This is a genomic window from Massilia sp. Se16.2.3, assembly GCF_014171595.1.
Classification (GTDB): Bacteria; Pseudomonadota; Gammaproteobacteria; order Burkholderiales; family Burkholderiaceae_D; genus Telluria.
This window is the reverse complement of record NZ_CP050451.1, coordinates 1,146,600-1,166,954: the sequence shown is the minus strand read 5'-3', so window position 1 is coordinate 1,166,954 and position 20,355 is coordinate 1,146,600. Positions and strand designations below refer to the sequence as shown.

The 20,355-nt window shown below is 56.9% G+C and carries 8 protein-coding genes, 2 tRNA genes and 7 rRNA genes; 1 reads left to right on the top strand and 16 read right to left on the bottom strand.

Annotated elements, in window-relative coordinates:
- Nucleotides 1-165: 165 nt before the first annotated feature.
- From G4G31_RS05415 to rrf (G4G31_RS05340), 16 genes are all read right to left on the bottom strand, one after another.
- Nucleotides 166-471: a hypothetical protein gene (locus G4G31_RS05415; RefSeq protein WP_229425391.1), complete on the bottom strand. Its 306-nt coding sequence runs from the start codon at nt 469-471 to the stop codon at nt 166-168.
- A 240-nt stretch (nt 472-711) separates the two neighbouring features.
- Nucleotides 712-824: ribosomal RNA gene (rrf, locus tag G4G31_RS05410) — 5S ribosomal RNA — on the bottom strand.
- Nucleotides 825-948: 124 nt separating this feature from the next.
- Nucleotides 949-3,824: ribosomal RNA gene (locus tag G4G31_RS05405) — 23S ribosomal RNA — on the bottom strand.
- Nucleotides 3,825-4,101: 277 nt separating this feature from the next.
- Nucleotides 4,102-5,632, bottom strand: a 16S ribosomal RNA gene (locus G4G31_RS05400).
- The 16S, 23S and 5S rRNA genes sit together here, the layout of an rRNA operon.
- Before the next feature lie 574 nt (nt 5,633-6,206).
- Entirely contained in the window at nt 6,207-7,910 is a 1,704-nt protein-coding gene (locus tag G4G31_RS05395; RefSeq protein ID WP_182990605.1) for a hypothetical protein, read from the bottom strand.
- 259 nt (nt 7,911-8,169) lie between these two features.
- Nucleotides 8,170-8,282, bottom strand: a 5S ribosomal RNA gene (gene rrf / locus G4G31_RS05390).
- 125 nt (nt 8,283-8,407) lie between these two features.
- Nucleotides 8,408-11,299, bottom strand: a 23S ribosomal RNA gene (locus G4G31_RS05385).
- 263 nt (nt 11,300-11,562) lie between these two features.
- A tRNA-Ala gene (locus G4G31_RS05380) sits at nt 11,563-11,638 on the bottom strand.
- Between the two features lie 22 nt (nt 11,639-11,660).
- Nucleotides 11,661-11,737, bottom strand: a tRNA-Ile gene (locus G4G31_RS05375).
- Nucleotides 11,738-11,816: 79 nt separating this feature from the next.
- A 16S ribosomal RNA gene (locus G4G31_RS05370) occupies nt 11,817-13,347 on the bottom strand.
- Nucleotides 13,348-13,856: 509 nt separating this feature from the next.
- Entirely contained in the window at nt 13,857-16,100 is a 2,244-nt protein-coding gene (locus G4G31_RS05365) for a penicillin acylase family protein (protein ID WP_229425390.1), read from the bottom strand.
- A 567-nt stretch (nt 16,101-16,667) separates the two neighbouring features.
- Nucleotides 16,668-17,177 (bottom strand): M48 family metallopeptidase, encoded by a 510-nt coding sequence (locus tag G4G31_RS05360; RefSeq protein WP_182990603.1) that lies wholly within the window; start codon nt 17,175-17,177, stop codon nt 16,668-16,670.
- Nucleotides 17,174-17,491 carry a hypothetical protein gene (locus G4G31_RS05355; protein ID WP_182990602.1) on the bottom strand — a complete coding sequence of 106 codons (318 nt, stop codon included), beginning with the start codon at nt 17,489-17,491 and terminating at the stop codon, nt 17,174-17,176. The genes G4G31_RS05360 and G4G31_RS05355 overlap by 4 nt, the downstream gene beginning before the upstream one ends.
- Nucleotides 17,488-17,961, bottom strand: a complete 474-nt coding sequence (locus tag G4G31_RS05350) for a YbjQ family protein (protein ID WP_182990601.1) — start codon at nt 17,959-17,961, stop codon at nt 17,488-17,490. The genes G4G31_RS05355 and G4G31_RS05350 overlap by 4 nt, the downstream gene beginning before the upstream one ends.
- A 1-nt stretch (nt 17,962) precedes the next feature.
- Complete coding sequence (locus G4G31_RS05345; protein ID WP_182990600.1) at nt 17,963-18,277, bottom strand: YbjQ family protein; 315 nt, start codon at nt 18,275-18,277, stop codon at nt 17,963-17,965.
- 248 nt (nt 18,278-18,525) lie between these two features.
- Nucleotides 18,526-18,638, bottom strand: a 5S ribosomal RNA gene (rrf, locus tag G4G31_RS05340).
- A gap of 153 nt (nt 18,639-18,791) precedes the next feature.
- Here rrf (G4G31_RS05340) and G4G31_RS05335 point away from each other — a divergent pair.
- The gene (locus G4G31_RS05335; protein WP_182990599.1) at nt 18,792-20,309 is read left to right on the top strand and encodes a B12-binding domain-containing radical SAM protein; all 1,518 of its coding nucleotides are present in this window, start codon (nt 18,792-18,794) and stop codon (nt 20,307-20,309) included.
- Nucleotides 20,310-20,355: the final 46 nt, after the last annotated feature.

Here is a 20,355-nt window from a genome sequence, read left to right as displayed (position 1 = left end):
CCGTCGCATCGGCGAACCGGAAGACAGTGCGCCCGTACGGCGAGCGGGTGCAACACAGCGATGGAGGCTTGTCAGGCGCACCAAGGCTTGGGCGCGGTTCGATACGCCGCCTATTCCTGCGTGCCATCGAACCGCCGTCCCTCGTTGCCAATTTGGCCGGACGACCTAGCGTCTTCCCCAACCGTGGCCTCGGCCATACCCATGGTGCCGGCCATGACCGTAGCCACCGCCGTGATAGCTGTGGCGGTGCTCGACATATCCGAAGCCGAGGCCGACGGAGACAGGCGGCCCGACGTAGGCAGGGTAGCTGTAGCCGGGATAATAGGGATCGTAAGCGCCATACGGCGGCGCATACACGCAGCCTCCCAGTCCACCAGCAAGCAGCAGTGCGGCAAGAGAGCGCCGTAATCCATGTCGCTTCATCCGGTTGCTTGCCTGTACGCCTGCGTGCCCGTCGAGTTGCGTGTCCATGTTCGCCTCCGAAACTGCCAATCTGATTGGAGTGTAGTGCGGGGACGCGGACTTTCAACGGGCGTTACATTCGGTTGCGCGTTGGCGGCTCTGCCGCAGTCCCTGGGCAAAAACAGCCGCCCAAACGCAAAAAAACCCCGCGGAGGTGAGGGTCCGCAGTATGGACCTGACCCGGCGGGGTTTTTTCAAGACGAAAAAAAACCCGCTGATCGCAATCAGCGGGTTTTTCTCTTATAACTAGCCTGACGATAACCTACTTTCACACTGGTTGCAGCACTATCATCGGCGCAAAGTCGTTTCACGGTCCTGTTCGGGATGGGAAGGGGTGGGACCGACTTGCTATGGTCATCAGGCATGACTTGTACGAGCATCGTTTCCCTTGTGGGTAACGCTACTCTGAATCTGGAAGAAGTAAGTGGTAGCAGCTGTATCAACAAACAGCGCTGTATTCTTGAATCCATATCCTGCTAAGGTTATAGGGACAAGCCGTACGGGCAATTAGTACTGGTTAGCTTAATGCATTACTGCACTTCCACACCCAGCCTATCAACGTCCTGGTCTCGAACGACCCTTCAAGGAGCTCAAGGCTCCGGGAAATCTCATCTCAAGGCAAGTTTCCCGCTTAGATGCTTTCAGCGGTTATCTCTTCCGAACTTAGCTACCCGGCAATGCCACTGGCGTGACAACCGGTACACCAGAGGTTCGTCCACTCCGGTCCTCTCGTACTAGGAGCAGCCCCCTTCAAATTTCCAACGCCCACGGCAGATAGGGACCAAACTGTCTCACGACGTTTTAAACCCAGCTCACGTACCACTTTAAATGGCGAACAGCCATACCCTTGGGACCGGCTACAGCCCCAGGATGTGATGAGCCGACATCGAGGTGCCAAACTCCCCCGTCGATATGAACTCTTGGGAGGAATCAGCCTGTTATCCCCAGAGTACCTTTTATCCGTTGAGCGATGGCCCTTCCATACAGAACCACCGGATCACTATGTCCTACTTTCGTACCTGCTCGACTTGTCGGTCTCGCAGTTAAGCACGCTTATGCCATTGCACTATTAGCACGATGTCCGACCGTACCTAGCGTACCTTCGAACTCCTCCGTTACACTTTAGGAGGAGACCGCCCCAGTCAAACTGCCTACCATGCACTGTCCCCGATCCGGATAACGGACCAAGGTTAGAACCTCAAACAAACCAGGGTGGTATTTCAAGGATGGCTCCACGAGAACTGGCGTCCCCGCTTCAAAGCCTCCCACCTATCCTACACAGATTGGTTCAAAGTCCAATGCAAAGCTACAGTAAAGGTTCATGGGGTCTTTCCGTCTAGCCGCGGGTAGATTGCATCATCACAAACATTTCAACTTCGCTGAGTCTCGGGAGGAGACAGTGTGGCCATCGTTACGCCATTCGTGCAGGTCGGAACTTACCCGACAAGGAATTTCGCTACCTTAGGACCGTTATAGTTACGGCCGCCGTTTACTGGGACTTCAATCAAGAGCTTGCACCCCATCATTTAATCTTCCAGCACCGGGCAGGCGTCACACCCTATACGTCCACTTTCGTGTTTGCAGAGTGCTGTGTTTTTATTAAACAGTCGCAGCCACCAGTTTATTGCAACCCTTTCGCCCTTCCACAGTAAAGTGGTCAAGCTACCGGGGCGTACCTTTTCCCGAAGTTACGGTACCAATTTGCCGAGTTCCTTCTCCCGAGTTCTCTCAAGCGCCTTAGAATACTCATCTCGCCCACCTGTGTCGGTTTGCGGTACGGTCTCGTATGACTGAAGCTTAGAGGCTTTTCTTGGAACCACTTCCGATTGCTTCGCAGCACAAGGCCGCTCGTCCCACTCCCTTGAATTACGCACCCGGATTTGCCTAAGTGCCTTCTATGAAGCAGAAACTGACTATTCCAACAGTCAGACAACCTTCCGCGATCCGTCCCCCCATCGCATCATACGACGGTGCAGGAATATTAACCTGCTTCCCATCAGCTACGCATCTCTGCCTCGCCTTAGGGGCCGACTCACCCTGCTCCGATGAACGTTGAACAGGAAACCTTGGGCTTACGGCGTGCGGGCTTTTCACCCGCATTATCGCTACTCATGTCAGCATTCGCACTTCTGATACCTCCAGCATCCTTTACAAGACACCTTCGCAGGCTTACAGAACGCTCTCCTACCATATCCAATAAAGGATATCCGCAGCTTCGGTGACTGGCTTAGCCCCGTTACATCTTCCGCGCAGGACGACTCGATCAGTGAGCTATTACGCTTTCTTTAAATGATGGCTGCTTCTAAGCCAACATCCTGACTGTTTTAGCCTTCCCACTTCGTTTTCCACTTAGCCAATCTTTGGGACCTTAGCTGGCGGTCTGGGTTGTTTCCCTCTTGACGCCGGACGTTAGCACCCGACGTCTGTCTCCCAAGCTCGCACTCATCGGTATTCGGAGTTTGCAATGGTTTGGTAAGTCGCAATGACCCCCTAGCCATAACAGTGCTCTACCCCCGATGGTGATACTTGAGGCACTACCTAAATAGTTTTCGGAGAGAACCAGCTATTTCCAAGTTTGTTTAGCCTTTCACCCCTACCCACAGCTCATCCCCTAATTTTTCAACATTAGTGGGTTCGGACCTCCAGGGCGTGTTACCGCACCTTCATCCTGGCCATGGGTAGATCACTTGGTTTCGGGTCTACACCCAGCGACTGTCGCCCTGTTCGGACTCGATTTCTCTACGGCTCCCCTATTCGGTTAACCTCGCCACTGAATGTAAGTCGCTGACCCATTATACAAAAGGTACGCCGTCACGGAACAAGTCCGCTCCGACTGTTTGTATGCACACGGTTTCAGGATCTATTTCACTCCCCTCCCGGGGTTCTTTTCGCCTTTCCCTCACGGTACTGGTTCACTATCGGTCGATTACGAGTATTTAGCCTTGGAGGATGGTCCCCCCATGTTCAGACAGGATTTCTCGTGTCCCGCCCTACTTGTCGTACGCTTAGTACCACCGTCTGAATTTCGTGTAAGGGGCTATCACCCTCTATGGCCGGAGTTTCCAATCCGTTCCACTATCCAGTCGACTATCACGTACAGGCTCTTCCCATTTCGCTCGCCACTACTTTGGGAATCTCGGTTGATTTCTTTTCCTGCAGCTACTTAGATGTTTCAGTTCGCCGCGTTCGCTTTGCATGCCTATGTATTCAGCATGCAATGACCTAAAAGGCCGGGTTTCCCCATTCGGAAATCTGCGGATCAAAGTGTGTTTGCTCACTCCCCGCAGCTTATCGCAAGCTACTACGTCCTTCATCGCCTGTAATCGCCAAGGCATCCACCATGTGCACTTATTCGCTTGTCCCTATAACGTTAGCCCCTGGTTCGCACCAGGGAGCGTCATAGTTCAAGGAGTACAGCTTGTTGCATGTTTGTTGATACTTTTACTACTACCCTAAGTGTGCTCACTCATCATTGCTGATGCGTTTGCACGCTTAAAAAAACTTTACTTCTTCCAGATTGTTAAAGAACAATAACTACACTTAGCTCAAGCTTTCCGCTTCAGCTAAATACAGTTCTTATTGACAGTCGATAAGTGTGAACGCTTGATGATGGAGCGTTAGCTCCCGGTGCTACTCTAGAAAGGAGGTGATCCAGCCGCACCTTCCGATACGGCTACCTTGTTACGACTTCACCCCAGTCACGAATCCTACCGTGGTAAGCGCCCCCCTTGCGGTTAAGCTACCTACTTCTGGTAAAACCCGCTCCCATGGTGTGACGGGCGGTGTGTACAAGACCCGGGAACGTATTCACCGCGGCATGCTGATCCGCGATTACTAGCGATTCCAACTTCACGCAGTCGAGTTGCAGACTGCGATCCGGACTACGATACACTTTCTGGGATTAGCTCCCCCTCGCGGGTTGGCGGCCCTCTGTATGTACCATTGTATGACGTGTGAAGCCCTACCCATAAGGGCCATGAGGACTTGACGTCATCCCCACCTTCCTCCGGTTTGTCACCGGCAGTCTCATTAGAGTGCTCTTGCGTAGCAACTAATGACAAGGGTTGCGCTCGTTGCGGGACTTAACCCAACATCTCACGACACGAGCTGACGACAGCCATGCAGCACCTGTGTTCAGGTTCCCTTTCGGGCACTCCCTGATCTCTCAAGGATTCCTGACATGTCAAGGGTAGGTAAGGTTTTTCGCGTTGCATCGAATTAATCCACATCATCCACCGCTTGTGCGGGTCCCCGTCAATTCCTTTGAGTTTTAATCTTGCGACCGTACTCCCCAGGCGGTCTACTTCACGCGTTAGCTGCGTTACCAAGTTAATTAAAACCCGACAACTAGTAGACATCGTTTAGGGCGTGGACTACCAGGGTATCTAATCCTGTTTGCTCCCCACGCTTTCGTGCATGAGCGTCAATCTTGACCCAGGGGGCTGCCTTCGCCATCGGTGTTCCTCCACATCTCTACGCATTTCACTGCTACACGTGGAATTCTACCCCCCTCTGCCAGATTCAAGCCTTGCAGTCTCCATCGCAATTCCCAGGTTGAGCCCGGGGCTTTCACGACAGACTTACAAAACCGCCTGCGCACGCTTTACGCCCAGTAATTCCGATTAACGCTTGCACCCTACGTATTACCGCGGCTGCTGGCACGTAGTTAGCCGGTGCTTATTCTTCAGGTACCGTCATTAGCAGAGGATATTAGCCTCTACCGTTTCTTCCCTGACAAAAGAGCTTTACAACCCGAAGGCCTTCTTCACTCACGCGGCATTGCTGGATCAGGCTTGCGCCCATTGTCCAAAATTCCCCACTGCTGCCTCCCGTAGGAGTCTGGACCGTGTCTCAGTTCCAGTGTGGCTGGTCGTCCTCTCAGACCAGCTACTGATCGTCGCCTTGGTAGGCCTTTACCCTACCAACTAGCTAATCAGATATCGGCCGCTCCAGGAGCACAAGGCCTTGCGGTCCCCTGCTTTCATCCTTAGATCGTATGCGGTATTAGCGTAACTTTCGCTACGTTATCCCCCACTCTTGGGTACGTTCCGATATATTACTCACCCGTTCGCCACTCGCCACCAGGCCGAAGCCCGTGCTGCCGTTCGACTTGCATGTGTAAAGCATGCCGCCAGCGTTCAATCTGAGCCAGGATCAAACTCTTCAGTTCAATCTCTGTTTGTTGACACTTTCGTGTCATCCGCTATTGCTAGCGGAGTCGCTCACTCAAGATACTGACCGTTATCTCATTGCTGAGACAACGCTTAATACTTTTGTGAACATTTGATAATTTAAGTAATCAGCTGAACTAGTCAGCTGGCACCTTCATCAAACGCCCACACTTATCGACTGTTAATTGTTAAAGAACTTTGGCTCCCGCCGAGGGCGGTACTGCCTTGCTGCTTTGTCGCGAATCGTTTTGTTCGTCAGCAGCAGAGAAGTGAGATTATGCAGTGTTTCGCGATCTTCGTCAACCCCTTCTTTGCTTCACCGCAGATTTTGTGTTTGCTGTTGTCAACTCAACTACTTGATTTCGTTGCAGTTTTCATCAGCGACACAGCTTGCTGCGAAGCGGACGCGAATCATAACAAAGGTCTGACGTCGTGCGCAAGAGCGTTGCAGAAAAAATCTTCGCCGCCTCTGGCATCTCGCTTACCAGGGGCGACGATGCAAATTTCTTGAAGCCCTCTCTGCCAGGTGTGGGGCAAGCGCAATAAGGATGCGGCCTTGTTGTCTGTGCTTTTTTACTCGACAGCGACAGGATCACGAGAAGGCTGGGTGGCCGCGATCGTCTTCTTCTGCGCCTGCTTACGCCGGCGCCAGGCGACAGCTCCCAAGACTAAGGTCGCGCCTATGCCCGCGATCGGGAGCGGCACGACTGATGGGTCTTTCTCTGCGACGAAGCCTTCTCCCTGCAGCGCTACCGGGAAGGGACGGTCGGCCACGGGTACTATCTTCCATTGCGACTGGTCTTGCGGTACGCGCGACCTGAATTCGTCGAACGAGAACACGGGGGCGGAGCCATTGGCGCGGCTGGACGGCACTTGCGCAATACGGACCAGCATGATCGCTTCGACGTCGTCGCGCAGTTGCTGCTCGTACGTGGACAGGGCGCGCGGCTGGACTCCATCGGCACTGACCAGCTGCAGGAGGTCCTGCCCCATCGCATCGAAGGCGACGGCAGGGAACAGGCGGGTCTGCTCTTCGTTCAGATAATCGTAAATCTTCCTGCCGCTTGCGAAACTGACGTCCTTGGCCGATAAATAAGCATACGCCCCGAGCGATTTGATAGGCGCGGTCGGGCCGCGTTTCGGAACATGCCAGCCAAGTGCTTCGAACACGTCGACGCTGATGCCCGTGCAGTTGGCGGCCGCGTGGCGGTAGCGGAAATCGTGCCGGTAAAAATGGTTGAATACGCGCTGGACGCCGCCCTGGAAGGCCACGGCGGTACGCTGGTTGTTCAGTACCGCCACCAGCATATAGGACGGCCGGTAATATTGCTGCCCGCTGTTCACGTCCATGAGATAGTTATCCATCGGGACGGTGGCGGCGACAATGCCTTTTTCGCTGACCGAATCGAGATTGTAGAAATTATTCACCGCCCAGCCCGACCAGTCGCCATTTTTCCCAAAGCGTCCGGTCGCGATGGCGAAATGACCGCCCAGGGATTCGTCGTCGTCACCCTGCGCGCCGTTGAGCACAATGCCGAGGACAGGTTTGTCCTGCCAATTGCGCGCTTGTCCTGGATGACGCTCCCATAACAGCCGCGTATCGACGCCCTGTTGAGGCTTGAGCGGCTCGCGCACGAGCGCGGTCAGCTCAGCTGAGTCTTTCAGTGGCGCGTTCTTGAGCCTGGCGGTATCGAGCGAAAAGTCGGCAGGCCAAATGGTGCGCGCAGTAAAGACCGGGCGTCCGTTTTCGCTACCGAGCGCGCCGCGCAGTCGGACCTGGCGCCCTTCGAAATAGGAAAACGTCGCGCCGTTAGCGAACGAGCGATTGGTGGACAGCTTGGGAACGAGCCGCATGTCCAGGTCCTTGCCGTCGACAGTGCGCAACGTGCGCGCGCCCGGCAGAACGGTTGCCCCCTCGAGGACCTGGGGGGCACCCATCCAGACAAGCGAGGGATGGGCGAGCTGTGCGGACGCAGGTGTCGCCGCCCAGTTGGCAACGTCGCGATTCCTGTCGCTGCCAGGTGTGAAGCTTGCGGTGGCGGCCGAGCTCGCCGGTACAGCAATGATCTCGTTCTCGAAATACCACAGGTTTTGCTTCGGCACCGGGCAGTCCGTGCACTTTCCCGTGCGTAGCTGGAATCCCGCGCCCGGCAGCAAACCGATGGGTTCATTCGCTAGCGCATCCTTCACGCCGGCTGGGGCAGAGGCAGCGCTGGCGGTGCTGGCCAGGGCAAGAGTGGCGAGGCCAAAGACAGCGCGCAAGATGTTTCGAGACATGGTCATTCCCATTCACGGCAAAGTTAAAAACTTATACCGGATGATGCTGTAAGGAATTGATTTTGACCATCAGTATGGAGAGCGCGGCAGGGAAACGCGGCTGGGATCCGACAGAAGCATTCGTTTGTATATAACAGCCGCCCAAACGCAAAAAACCCCGCGGAGGTGAGGGTCCACAGTATGGACCTGGACCGGCGGGTTTTTTCAAGACGAAAAAAAACCCGCTGATCGCAATCAGCGGGTTTTTCTCTTATAACTAGCCTGACGATAACCTACTTTCACACTGGTTGCAGCACTATCATCGGCGCAAAGTCGTTTCACGGTCCTGTTCGGGATGGGAAGGGGTGGGACCGACTTGCTATGGTCATCAGGCATGACTTGTACGAGCATCGTTTCCCTAATGGGCAACGCTGCTCTGAATCTGGAAGAAGTAAGTGGTAGCAGCTGTATCAACAAACAGCGCTGTATTTCTTGAATCCATATCCTGCTAAGGTTATAGGGACAAGCCGTACGGGCAATTAGTACTGGTTAGCTTAATGCATTACTGCACTTCCACACCCAGCCTATCAACGTCCTGGTCTCGAACGACCCTTCAAGGAGCTCAAGGCTCCGGGAAATCTCATCTCAAGGCAAGTTTCCCGCTTAGATGCTTTCAGCGGTTATCTCTTCCGAACTTAGCTACCCGGCAATGCCACTGGCGTGACAACCGGTACACCAGAGGTTCGTCCACTCCGGTCCTCTCGTACTAGGAGCAGCCCCCTTCAAATTTCCAACGCCCACGGCAGATAGGGACCAAACTGTCTCACGACGTTTTAAACCCAGCTCACGTACCACTTTAAATGGCGAACAGCCATACCCTTGGGACCGGCTACAGCCCCAGGATGTGATGAGCCGACATCGAGGTGCCAAACTCCCCCGTCGATATGAACTCTTGGGAGGAATCAGCCTGTTATCCCCAGAGTACCTTTTATCCGTTGAGCGATGGCCCTTCCATACAGAACCACCGGATCACTATGTCCTACTTTCGTACCTGCTCGACTTGTCGGTCTCGCAGTTAAGCACGCTTATGCCATTGCACTATTAGCACGATGTCCGACCGTACCTAGCGTACCTTCGAACTCCTCCGTTACACTTTAGGAGGAGACCGCCCCAGTCAAACTGCCTACCATGCACTGTCCCCGATCCGGATAACGGACCAAGGTTAGAACCTCAAACAAACCAGGGTGGTATTTCAAGGATGGCTCCACGAGAACTGGCGTCCCCGCTTCAAAGCCTCCCACCTATCCTACACAGATTGGTTCAAAGTCCAATGCAAAGCTACAGTAAAGGTTCATGGGGTCTTTCCGTCTAGCCGCGGGTAGATTGCATCATCACAAACATTTCAACTTCGCTGAGTCTCGGGAGGAGACAGTGTGGCCATCGTTACGCCATTCGTGCAGGTCGGAACTTACCCGACAAGGAATTTCGCTACCTTAGGACCGTTATAGTTACGGCCGCCGTTTACTGGGACTTCAATCAAGAGCTTGCACCCCATCATTTAATCTTCCAGCACCGGGCAGGCGTCACACCCTATACGTCCACTTTCGTGTTTGCAGAGTGCTGTGTTTTTATTAAACAGTCGCAGCCACCAGTTTATTGCAACCCTTTCGCCCTTCCACAGTAAAGTGGTCAAGCTACCGGGGCGTACCTTTTCCCGAAGTTACGGTACCAATTTGCCGAGTTCCTTCTCCCGAGTTCTCTCAAGCGCCTTAGAATACTCATCTCGCCCACCTGTGTCGGTTTGCGGTACGGTCTCGTATGACTGAAGCTTAGAGGCTTTTCTTGGAACCACTTCCGATTGCTTCGCAGCACAAGGCCGCTCGTCCCACTCCCTTGAATTACGCACCCGGATTTGCCTAAGTGCCTTCTATGAAGCAGAAACTGACTATTCCAACAGTCAGACAACCTTCCGCGATCCGTCCCCCCATCGCATCATACGACGGTGCAGGAATATTAACCTGCTTCCCATCAGCTACGCATCTCTGCCTCGCCTTAGGGGCCGACTCACCCTGCTCCGATGAACGTTGAACAGGAAACCTTGGGCTTACGGCGTGCGGGCTTTTCACCCGCATTATCGCTACTCATGTCAGCATTCGCACTTCTGATACCTCCAGCATCCTTTACAAGACACCTTCGCAGGCTTACAGAACGCTCTCCTACCATATCGATCAAAGTACAAGTACTTCGAAAAATATCCGCAGCTTCGGTGACTGGCTTAGCCCCGTTACATCTTCCGCGCAGGACGACTCGATCAGTGAGCTATTACGCTTTCTTTAAATGATGGCTGCTTCTAAGCCAACATCCTGACTGTTTTAGCCTTCCCACTTCGTTTTCCACTTAGCCAATCTTTGGGACCTTAGCTGGCGGTCTGGGTTGTTTCCCTCTTGACGCCGGACGTTAGCACCCGACGTCTGTCTCCCAAGCTCGCACTCATCGGTATTCGGAGTTTGCAATGGTTTGGTAAGTCGCAATGACCCCCTAGCCATAACAGTGCTCTACCCCCGATGGTGATACTTGAGGCACTACCTAAATAGTTTTCGGAGAGAACCAGCTATTTCCAAGTTTGTTTAGCCTTTCACCCCTACCCACAGCTCATCCCCTAATTTTTCAACATTAGTGGGTTCGGACCTCCAGGGCGTGTTACCGCACCTTCATCCTGGCCATGGGTAGATCACTTGGTTTCGGGTCTACACCCAGCGACTGTCGCCCTGTTCGGACTCGATTTCTCTACGGCTCCCCTATTCGGTTAACCTCGCCACTGAATGTAAGTCGCTGACCCATTATACAAAAGGTACGCCGTCACGGAACAAGTCCGCTCCGACTGTTTGTATGCACACGGTTTCAGGATCTATTTCACTCCCCTCCCGGGGTTCTTTTCGCCTTTCCCTCACGGTACTGGTTCACTATCGGTCGATTACGAGTATTTAGCCTTGGAGGATGGTCCCCCCATGTTCAGACAGGATTTCTCGTGTCCCGCCCTACTTGTCGTACGCTTAGTACCACCGTCTGAATTTCGTGTAAGGGGCTATCACCCTCTATGGCCGGAGTTTCCAATCCGTTCCACTATCCAGTCGACTATCACGTACAGGCTCTTCCCATTTCGCTCGCCACTACTTTGGGAATCTCGGTTGATTTCTTTTCCTGCAGCTACTTAGATGTTTCAGTTCGCCGCGTTCGCTTTGCATGCCTATGTATTCAGCATGCAATGACCTAAAAGGCCGGGTTTCCCCATTCGGAAATCTGCGGATCAAAGTGTGTTTGCTCACTCCCCGCAGCTTATCGCAAGCTACTACGTCCTTCATCGCCTGTAATCGCCAAGGCATCCACCATGTGCACTTATTCGCTTGTCCCTATAACGTTAGCCCCTGGTTCGCACCAGGGAGCGTCATAGTTCAAGGAGTACAGCTTGTTGCATGTTTGTTGATACTTTTACTACTACCCTAAGTGTGCTCACTCATCATTGCTGATGCGTTTGCACGCTTAAAAAAACTTTACTTCTTCCAGATTGTTAAAGAACAGAACAACAGTGATCTCTAAAAGACCAAACCTAAGCGGCAGTCTTCAACGACTTGCTTACGTTTGTACTTTCAGGCTCTTCGATACTACCAAGTGATGGTGGAGGATGACGGGATCGAACCGACGACCCCCTGCTTGCAAAGCAGGTGCTCTCCCAGCTGAGCTAATCCCCCTTATCGGATACTTCCAATAACTTGGTAGGGCTGGTTGGACTCGAACCAACGACCCCCGCGTTATCAACACGGTGCTCTAACCAGCTGAGCTACAGCCCCGAAACTGTGTTCTTCTTGTTCAACAGTCGATAAGTGCGGACGCTTGGTGATGGAGCGTTAGCTCCCGGTGCTACTCTAGAAAGGAGGTGATCCAGCCGCACCTTCCGATACGGCTACCTTGTTACGACTTCACCCCAGTCACGAATCCTACCGTGGTAAGCGCCCCCCTTGCGGTTAAGCTACCTACTTCTGGTAAAACCCGCTCCCATGGTGTGACGGGCGGTGTGTACAAGACCCGGGAACGTATTCACCGCGGCATGCTGATCCGCGATTACTAGCGATTCCAACTTCACGCAGTCGAGTTGCAGACTGCGATCCGGACTACGATACACTTTCTGGGATTAGCTCCCCCTCGCGGGTTGGCGGCCCTCTGTATGTACCATTGTATGACGTGTGAAGCCCTACCCATAAGGGCCATGAGGACTTGACGTCATCCCCACCTTCCTCCGGTTTGTCACCGGCAGTCTCATTAGAGTGCTCTTGCGTAGCAACTAATGACAAGGGTTGCGCTCGTTGCGGGACTTAACCCAACATCTCACGACACGAGCTGACGACAGCCATGCAGCACCTGTGTTCAGGTTCCCTTTCGGGCACTCCCTGATCTCTCAAGGATTCCTGACATGTCAAGGGTAGGTAAGGTTTTTCGCGTTGCATCGAATTAATCCACATCATCCACCGCTTGTGCGGGTCCCCGTCAATTCCTTTGAGTTTTAATCTTGCGACCGTACTCCCCAGGCGGTCTACTTCACGCGTTAGCTGCGTTACCAAGTTAATTAAAACCCGACAACTAGTAGACATCGTTTAGGGCGTGGACTACCAGGGTATCTAATCCTGTTTGCTCCCCACGCTTTCGTGCATGAGCGTCAATCTTGACCCAGGGGGCTGCCTTCGCCATCGGTGTTCCTCCACATCTCTACGCATTTCACTGCTACACGTGGAATTCTACCCCCCTCTGCCAGATTCAAGCCTTGCAGTCTCCATCGCAATTCCCAGGTTGAGCCCGGGGCTTTCACGACAGACTTACAAAACCGCCTGCGCACGCTTTACGCCCAGTAATTCCGATTAACGCTTGCACCCTACGTATTACCGCGGCTGCTGGCACGTAGTTAGCCGGTGCTTATTCTTCAGGTACCGTCATTAGCAGAGGATATTAGCCTCTACCGTTTCTTCCCTGACAAAAGAGCTTTACAACCCGAAGGCCTTCTTCACTCACGCGGCATTGCTGGATCAGGCTTGCGCCCATTGTCCAAAATTCCCCACTGCTGCCTCCCGTAGGAGTCTGGACCGTGTCTCAGTTCCAGTGTGGCTGGTCGTCCTCTCAGACCAGCTACTGATCGTCGCCTTGGTAGGCCTTTACCCTACCAACTAGCTAATCAGATATCGGCCGCTCCAGGAGCACAAGGCCTTGCGGTCCCCTGCTTTCATCCTTAGATCGTATGCGGTATTAGCGTAACTTTCGCTACGTTATCCCCCACTCTTGGGTACGTTCCGATATATTACTCACCCGTTCGCCACTCGCCACCAGGCCGAAGCCCGTGCTGCCGTTCGACTTGCATGTGTAAAGCATGCCGCCAGCGTTCAATCTGAGCCAGGATCAAACTCTTCAGTTCAATCTCTGCTTGTTGACACTTTCGTGTCATCCGCTATTGCTAGCGGAGTCGCTCACTCAAGATACTGACCGTTATCTCATTGCTGAGACAACGCTTAATACTTTTGTGAACATTTGATAATTTAAGTAATCAGCTGAACTAGTCAGCTGGCACCTTCATCAAACGCCCACACTTATCGACTGTTAATTGTTAAAGAACTTTATTCGGTACTGCCTTGCTGCTTTGTCGCGAATCGTTTTGTTCGTCAGCAGCAGAGAAGTGAGATTATGCAGTGTTTCGCGATCTTCGTCAACCCCTTCTTTGCTTCACCGCAGATTTCTGTATTTGCTGTTGCAAACTCAACTACTTGATTTCGTTGCAGTTTTCACTCAGCTACACACGCTGCGAAGCGGAGGCGAATCATAGCAAAGCCGATGAGCTGTCCGCAAGACCGTTTCGAAAAAATCTCCAAAAAAAGACAGAGGTGGCTGCCTTGCAGCTGCCACCTCCTGCCGACTCCCCTTGTTCCGCTATTGCTCTGCCGTCAGCGTCTGCGCCTGGTAGCCCGGGTCGCTACGGATCTTCTCCTCGCTAAACGGCAGCACCGGCCACCCCTTGCGGGAGAATACATTCGTCTGGTCCGTGTAATACGGCGACGCCGGATTAGTCGACTGCCCATAGGTCAGCATCGCTTGGGCAACCGGTCCCTGGTCGTCAAAACCCACGGTCTGGATATAACTTTCGCCCCAATGCACGCCGTTATAGCCGGTAGCAGTCAAGCCTGTACGCATCGTCAGCGAGTTATAAGAACCGTCGATGTTACCGATGCCGCCATGCAGTGGAATGCGCACGCCGTTCCGGGTTTCGGTCTGGTAGTCGCCCAGGCGGCCGTCGAGCGGAATGCCCATCGATTGCAGTTTCGTGGCCGTGTTCCTGAGTGCTGTGAGCATGGCCGGGATGGCGGCCGGCGCCACGCCGGACGGCGTATTGACCGGATCGATCGGATTGAACGGTACCGCCCATTTGTTCGGAATGGTGGCCGCCGTGTTCCAGAACTCGCGGAACAGCACGGCACCACGGCTGTCGATATCGACATGGCGATCCCAGGCCCCCAACACGGTACAGGCCTGCGCCAACAAGGCATCGGCGCTGCCGGAGCAGGCGGGAAGCAGCTCGGGCAGGACCAGCTCGGCCGCATACAGGCGGTTGGCGAAGGCCAGTTGCTGCAGGTCGGCCAGGCCCAGCTTCCCGCGCTGCGCCGCCTGTTCCTCGAACTGCTTGAAACCGATGCGGGTACGCAGCGACTGCTCGACGCCGACGCGGCCGTACAGCGGCGAGAAGCCGTACGGTGCCGGCCCGGTCAACAGGGCTTTCGGATTGCTCAGCCAGTAGCTGTCGTTCGAATTGCCGACGTAATCGCTGCGGATCAACCACGGACCGTTCGCCGGCGAGAAGATACCGGCGGGGGCGTTCGCATCCAGCCCCCAGGCGCAGCTGCTGCGCGAGCCGTCGAACATCAGCGCCGCCTGCAGCAGCATGCAGTCGCCAGCGAATTTTTGCGGTGCCATGTGCGGCACGACGCTGGCGTCGGCATACAGCGCGTTGCCGTTACGGTCGGCCGCCACCGTATTCACCCAGGGCAGGCCGACGGTCTTGTCGAGCGAAGCCTTGATGCCTTGCACGCTGGTGGCGGTGCCAATGCCCAGCCACTGCTCGAGCATGCGGGTGTTGTTGCGGTTCGGATCGGCGAGCACATAGGCGGCGCTGGCGGTCCAGGTCATGCCGGCCTCCGGCTTGACGATGACGGCGCCCTGCTGGCTGAACCAGAAGGTCTTGCTGCGCCTGTCCACGGAGCCATCGGCCTGCAGCACGTCGACGCTGACCGTCTTCGACGTCATCTTGACGGGCTGCCCGTCATACAGATAGGTGGTGCCGCTGGTGTCGCGCGGATCGAGCGCGAGGCGGAAGGTCGTGAAGTGCACGGCCGTCGTCACCGTATGGCTCCAGGCGATGTCGCGGTTGAAGCCGATGACGATGGCGGGAATGCCGCCGATGATGACGCCCATCGCATCGTAGCGCCCGGGGACGGTCAGGTGGGCCTGGTAGAAGCGGTCGGCCGTGGTCCAGGGGTAATGCGGATTACCCAGCAACAGGCCGCGGCCGTTGCTGGACAAGTCCTTGCCGACCGCCAGCGCATTGCTGCCGAAACCCTGGCGGTCGAGCTGGTCGAGGCGGGCCAGCAGGAAGGCTGGATCGAGCTTGCCGGTCCTGGCGCGGGCTGCCACGGTCTGCGTACTGGCGGCGCGGCCGGCAGCGACGAATTCTTTCGAGAACACCTGGCCGGTCGCATGCAGGGCCTTTTCGGCCATCACCAGGTACATGTCGTCGACCGTGATCGGGCGCACCCACTTGGCGCCGTTGCATGCCGCCGGGTATTGGCCCGCGAAGCTTTTCACGTAGCGGTTGTAGCCTTCGACATAGCCCTCGACCAGTTCGCGCGGCTCGGCCGCACCGGCGGCGTAGCTGGCGCGCAGCTGGGCGATGTCGAGATAGCCCTTGAAAAAGAAATCGCTGTCTTCGTTCTTGAGGTCCATGAAGCCGCTGGCCGCACCATAGGAGTCGCCGCTGCGCACCGGCGCCCTGGCGTCGCCGCCGAAGAAGAACGAGCGCTCGCCCCGCACCGTCAGCACGGAATCGGCAAACATGCACAGGTTGTCCTGGGCATAGGCATAAGCCAGTCCGTAGCCGAGGCTGCGGAAATCGTTCGCGCGCACGTGCGGCACACCGTAGGTTGTGCGAGCAAGGTCCACCTTGATGCGCGGAGCCGGCGATACTGGCGGGGGCGGCGTGATCGTACCCTTGTCGTCCGGGTCGCCATGACAGCCGGCAAGCAACAAGGCAAGGGCAGCCGCGCTCGCGGCCCGCAGGGAAAGGGAAACAAGGCGTCGGTGTCCGCCCGGCTGACGTTTCATGTTGGCGCTTTCTGCGGCGGGGCCGCGTGCGAGATGAAAAACAGGTGCCGCCTGGCTTAGCGCGCCTGACAACACCTTCAGAGCAAGGCGCGCCGACGAAGACAGTACGCCTGGCGGCCCAACGCGGCTATGGAGGGCGCGCGCATCGCGCGTGCGGCCTTACCTTTGTCAGGCGCTCTTGGGCGAGCTGCACTATATTGATGCGGATAGTCAGTGTGAATGGCGGCTGGACTTTCCAAACCTATTCATTTTGATGGGTTCGGTACCGGCTTGTCGGCTTCATGCGACATCTCGTCGGATACCGATCGTGCAATCAGGGACGATAGCAATAGACCATCGAGCGCCTCGTCTGCGCTTGCCTTGGGGGCCTTATTTCGAGGTATCGAACGGCCGTACCGCCCCCGTCTTCATTCCCGCCGCGGCGGCCTCCGACCGCATCGCCGCGATGCGCGCGCCCATTTGCGGGTGCGAGGCGAAATAGTGGGAGCCGGGGATGGCGCTGTCGTGGCTTTCCTGCAGCGATTCGAAGAATTCGGTCGCGCCGCCGACGTGCCCATAGCGGCACTGCAGCACCTGCAAGGCGGTAGCGTCGGCCGCCGCTTCACGTCCGCGCGAGTAGCTCGCTTCGCCCGCCTGCTGCACTGGCGCCAGCACGCCGGCCAGGGCCGAACCGTCGCCGGTCGCCAGCGTTGCCAGGCCGTAGAGCACGATGCCGCGTCCCAGCGCCCGCAGGTGGTCGCGGTGGGCCAGGTGCGACAACTCGTGCGCCAGCACGAAGGCCAGGCCGTTTTCGGACTGCACGTGCTCGAACAAGCCTGCGAAGACATAAATCGTCCCGCCGGGCACCACCACCGCGTTTGGCACAGTGGAATCGGTCAAGCGGAGCGTGGCCGGGCCCTGATGCCGGCGCAGGCGCGCAGGCTGTCGGCCAGGGCCTGCACGCGTGCGACACGGGCGTCGTCCCCGCGGTCCCCTGGCGGCATGGCCGGGGTCTTCTCGGCGATGATGCGCGTGAGCGAGGCCTCGGTGCCTGCATCCATGTGGTCGACCACGGTGTCAATCAGCAGGCCGAGCACGAAGAAACCGGCCAGCGCCAGCACGCCCAGGCCGGCCAGGATGCGCAGGAAATCCGCGAGCGGATGCTCCTGCGTCACATTGTCATTGTGTTCCGGCAGCGAGGGCGTGTATTTCATGCCGCGTGCCTGGCGGGCTGCTCGGCAAAATACAGCGCGGTCGCGAAGGCAAACACCTCCACCGACCCGATGGCGCCTTGCATGTTCTTCGACAGCGAGGCCGTTTCCAGGCGCAGGTTGACGATCTCGTGGGCGCCCGGGCAGCTTTCTTTCAGGCGCAGCACGGCCTCGCGCTTGGCGCGGTCGAGCAGGCTTTCATAGGACTTCACAGGGCCGCCGACCACCTTGCGCAGCGCCGCGGCGGCGCGCTTGAAATAGTCGACCGAGACGACAACGCTGCCGCTGACGAGCTCGCAGCGCACGGGCTGGCCGGGGCTCAAAGGGACGCGGCTTGCCGTCGTCGGCAGCGCCAGCCAGGTTTTCTCGCGCGCGTATATCGAGCGGTAATGGCGCTTCTCGTTCATCTGGCCGAACACGTACCCCAGCACCAGCGGCACAACCCAGAACACCAGCAGGAAGATCAGTTCCATGTCAGCTCACGGTAACCGCGGTGCCGTAGACATAGATCTCGGCGGCGCCGACTGCCACCGACGAGGTCGAAAAGCGCACGTTGACGATGGCGTTCGCGCCCATCTGCCGGGCTTGCGCCTTCATGCGTTCGATCGCCTGCACGCGCGACTCTTCCAGCAGCTCGGTATAGCCGCGCAGTTCGCCGCCGACGATGTTCTTCAGGCCAGCCATGATGTCGCGGCCGACATGCTTGGCGCGCACGGTGCTGCCGGAAACGACGCCATGCGCCGCGGTGATGGTCTTGCCCGGAATGGTTTCGATATTACTGAGGAACATGGTCTGCTTTCAGGAAGAATGGCCGAGCGGGCATTCTAGGCATGCTTCTTTGATAATTGCAATATGGAAAGCAACCTGTTGTAACGAGCACAAAGCGCGCGGTGGTTGTGGGCGGGCGCGGCAAGGGGATGGGAATGGCGAGCGCCAGCGTCGTGCCGGCGCGAGGCGGTCGCCCGGGAGGCAGGCCTGTGCAGGCGGCAGGCGAAAAAAAACCCCGGCACACGGGCCGGGGCTTTTCTTTATAACTAGCCTGACGATAACCTACTTTCACACTGGTTGCAGCACTATCATCGGCGCAAAGTCGTTTCACGGTCCTGTTCGGGATGGGAAGGGGTGGGACCGACTTGCTATGGTCATCAGGCATGACTTGCTGGGCGTCTGTTCCACAACGGGGCAACAGATCCCTGAATTCCGGCGTGCATTCTAACAGGCAATATCGGCCGGCGCCAGCCCCGATTGCGTCGCGGACGCGTAAAATGCTCCCTTTGCCGTTTCCCTCCCTCTTCCTTCCCCCATGACGATCCTCCTTTCCACCCTGAACGCCCGCTATGCCCACGCTTCGCTGGGACTGCGCTACCTGCTGGCGAACATGGGGCCCTTAGCCGCCACGACCCGCATCCAGGAATTCGTGATCGGCGCCAAGACCACCGAGGTCGTCGAACGCCTGCTGGCAACGCGTCCGCGCATCATCGGCTTCGGCGTGTATATCTGGAACGTCGAGGAAACGACGAAGATCGTCGCCATGTTGAAGCGCGTCGCCCCCGAGGTGACGATCGTGCTGGGCGGACCGGAGGTATCGTTCGAAACCAATGAGCAGGAAATCTGCCGCCTGGCCGACTACGTCGTCACCGGCTGGGGAGATATCACCTTCCCGAAGCTGTGCGCCGAGATCCTGCACGGCCCCAAGCCGCTGATGAAGACCCATACCGGCGTGCAGCCGCCGATCGCCGAGATCGCCCTGCCCTACTCTTTATATAGTGCGGAGGATATTGCGCACCGTACGATCTATGTCGAAGCCTCGCGCGGTTGCCCTTTTAAATGCGAATTCTGCCTGTCCTCCCTCGACAAGACGGCCTGGCCCTTCCCGCTCGATGCCTTCCTCGCCGAGCTGGAATCGCTGTACGCCCGCGGCGCGCGCCTGTTCAAGTTCGTCGACCGCACCTTCAACCTGAACGTCAAGACCAGCCAACGGATCATGGGCTTCTTCCTGGAGAAGCTCGCGGCGAACCCTGACGACCCGGTCTATGCCCACTTCGAGCTGGTACCCGACCACCTGCCCGAAGCGCTGAAGCAAACCATCGCCCAGTTTCCGGCGGGCGCGCTGCAGTTCGAGATCGGCATCCAGAGTTTCAATCCCGAGGTGCAGGCATTGGTGAGCCGGCGCCAGAACAACGAGAAGGCGGCCGAGAACATCCGCTGGCTCTGCGAACACTCGCAGGCCCACCTGCACGTGGACCTGATCGCCGGCCTGCCGGGCGAGGACGTGCCGAGCTTCGCGCGCGGCTTCGACCAGCTGGTGGGCCTCGGTGCGCACGAGATCCAGTTCGGCATACTAAAACGCCTGCGCGGCACGCCGATCATCCGCCACACCGGGCCCTACGCGATGGTCTACGACCCGTATCCGCCCTACACCGTGCTGGCCACCAGCCTGATCGATTTTGCGACCATGCAGCGCCTGGTGCGCTTTGCCCGTTACTGGGACCTGGTGGCGAACTCGGGCCGCTTCGCGCACACGGTCAAGGAATTGCTGGGCGCGCGGCCGTTCGAGAACTTCATGGCCTTCTCCGACTGGCTGTACACGAAACTCGACGCCACCCACCGCATCGCCCTCGACAAGCTGGCCAAGCTGGTGGTCGAGTGGCTGCAGGTGACGGGTATGGGACGCGAGGCAGCGCAGGCGCTGGTGGCGAGCGACTACGCCGGCAGCATCGACGCCGGCGCCAAGGCGCAGGAGCGCCACGCCCGGGACAAGACGACGGCGGCCGCCGCGGTCGCGGCACCGGCACGCCAGGTACGCCACCTGGCAGCCTGAGCACGCTAGGGGGACCCTCAATGCAGAGTCGGCAAATTCCTTTTAC

Excerpts from the sequence above, each read along its gene's own strand:
- G4G31_RS05415 (WP_229425391.1), bottom strand. The coding sequence starts at position 471 with ATGGACACGCAACTCGACGGGCACGCAGGCGTACAGGCAAGCAACCGG.
- G4G31_RS05395 (WP_182990605.1), bottom strand. The coding sequence starts at position 7,910 with ATGTCTCGAAACATCTTGCGCGCTGTCTTTGGCCTCGCCACTCTTGCC.
- G4G31_RS05355 (WP_182990602.1), bottom strand. The coding sequence starts at position 17,491 with ATGAAATACACGCCCTCGCTGCCGGAACACAATGACAATGTGACGCAG.
- G4G31_RS05350 (WP_182990601.1), bottom strand. The coding sequence starts at position 17,961 with ATGGAACTGATCTTCCTGCTGGTGTTCTGGGTTGTGCCGCTGGTGCTG.
- G4G31_RS05345 (WP_182990600.1), bottom strand. The coding sequence starts at position 18,277 with ATGTTCCTCAGTAATATCGAAACCATTCCGGGCAAGACCATCACCGCG.
- G4G31_RS05335 (WP_182990599.1), top strand. The coding sequence starts at position 18,792 with ATGACGATCCTCCTTTCCACCCTGAACGCCCGCTATGCCCACGCTTCG.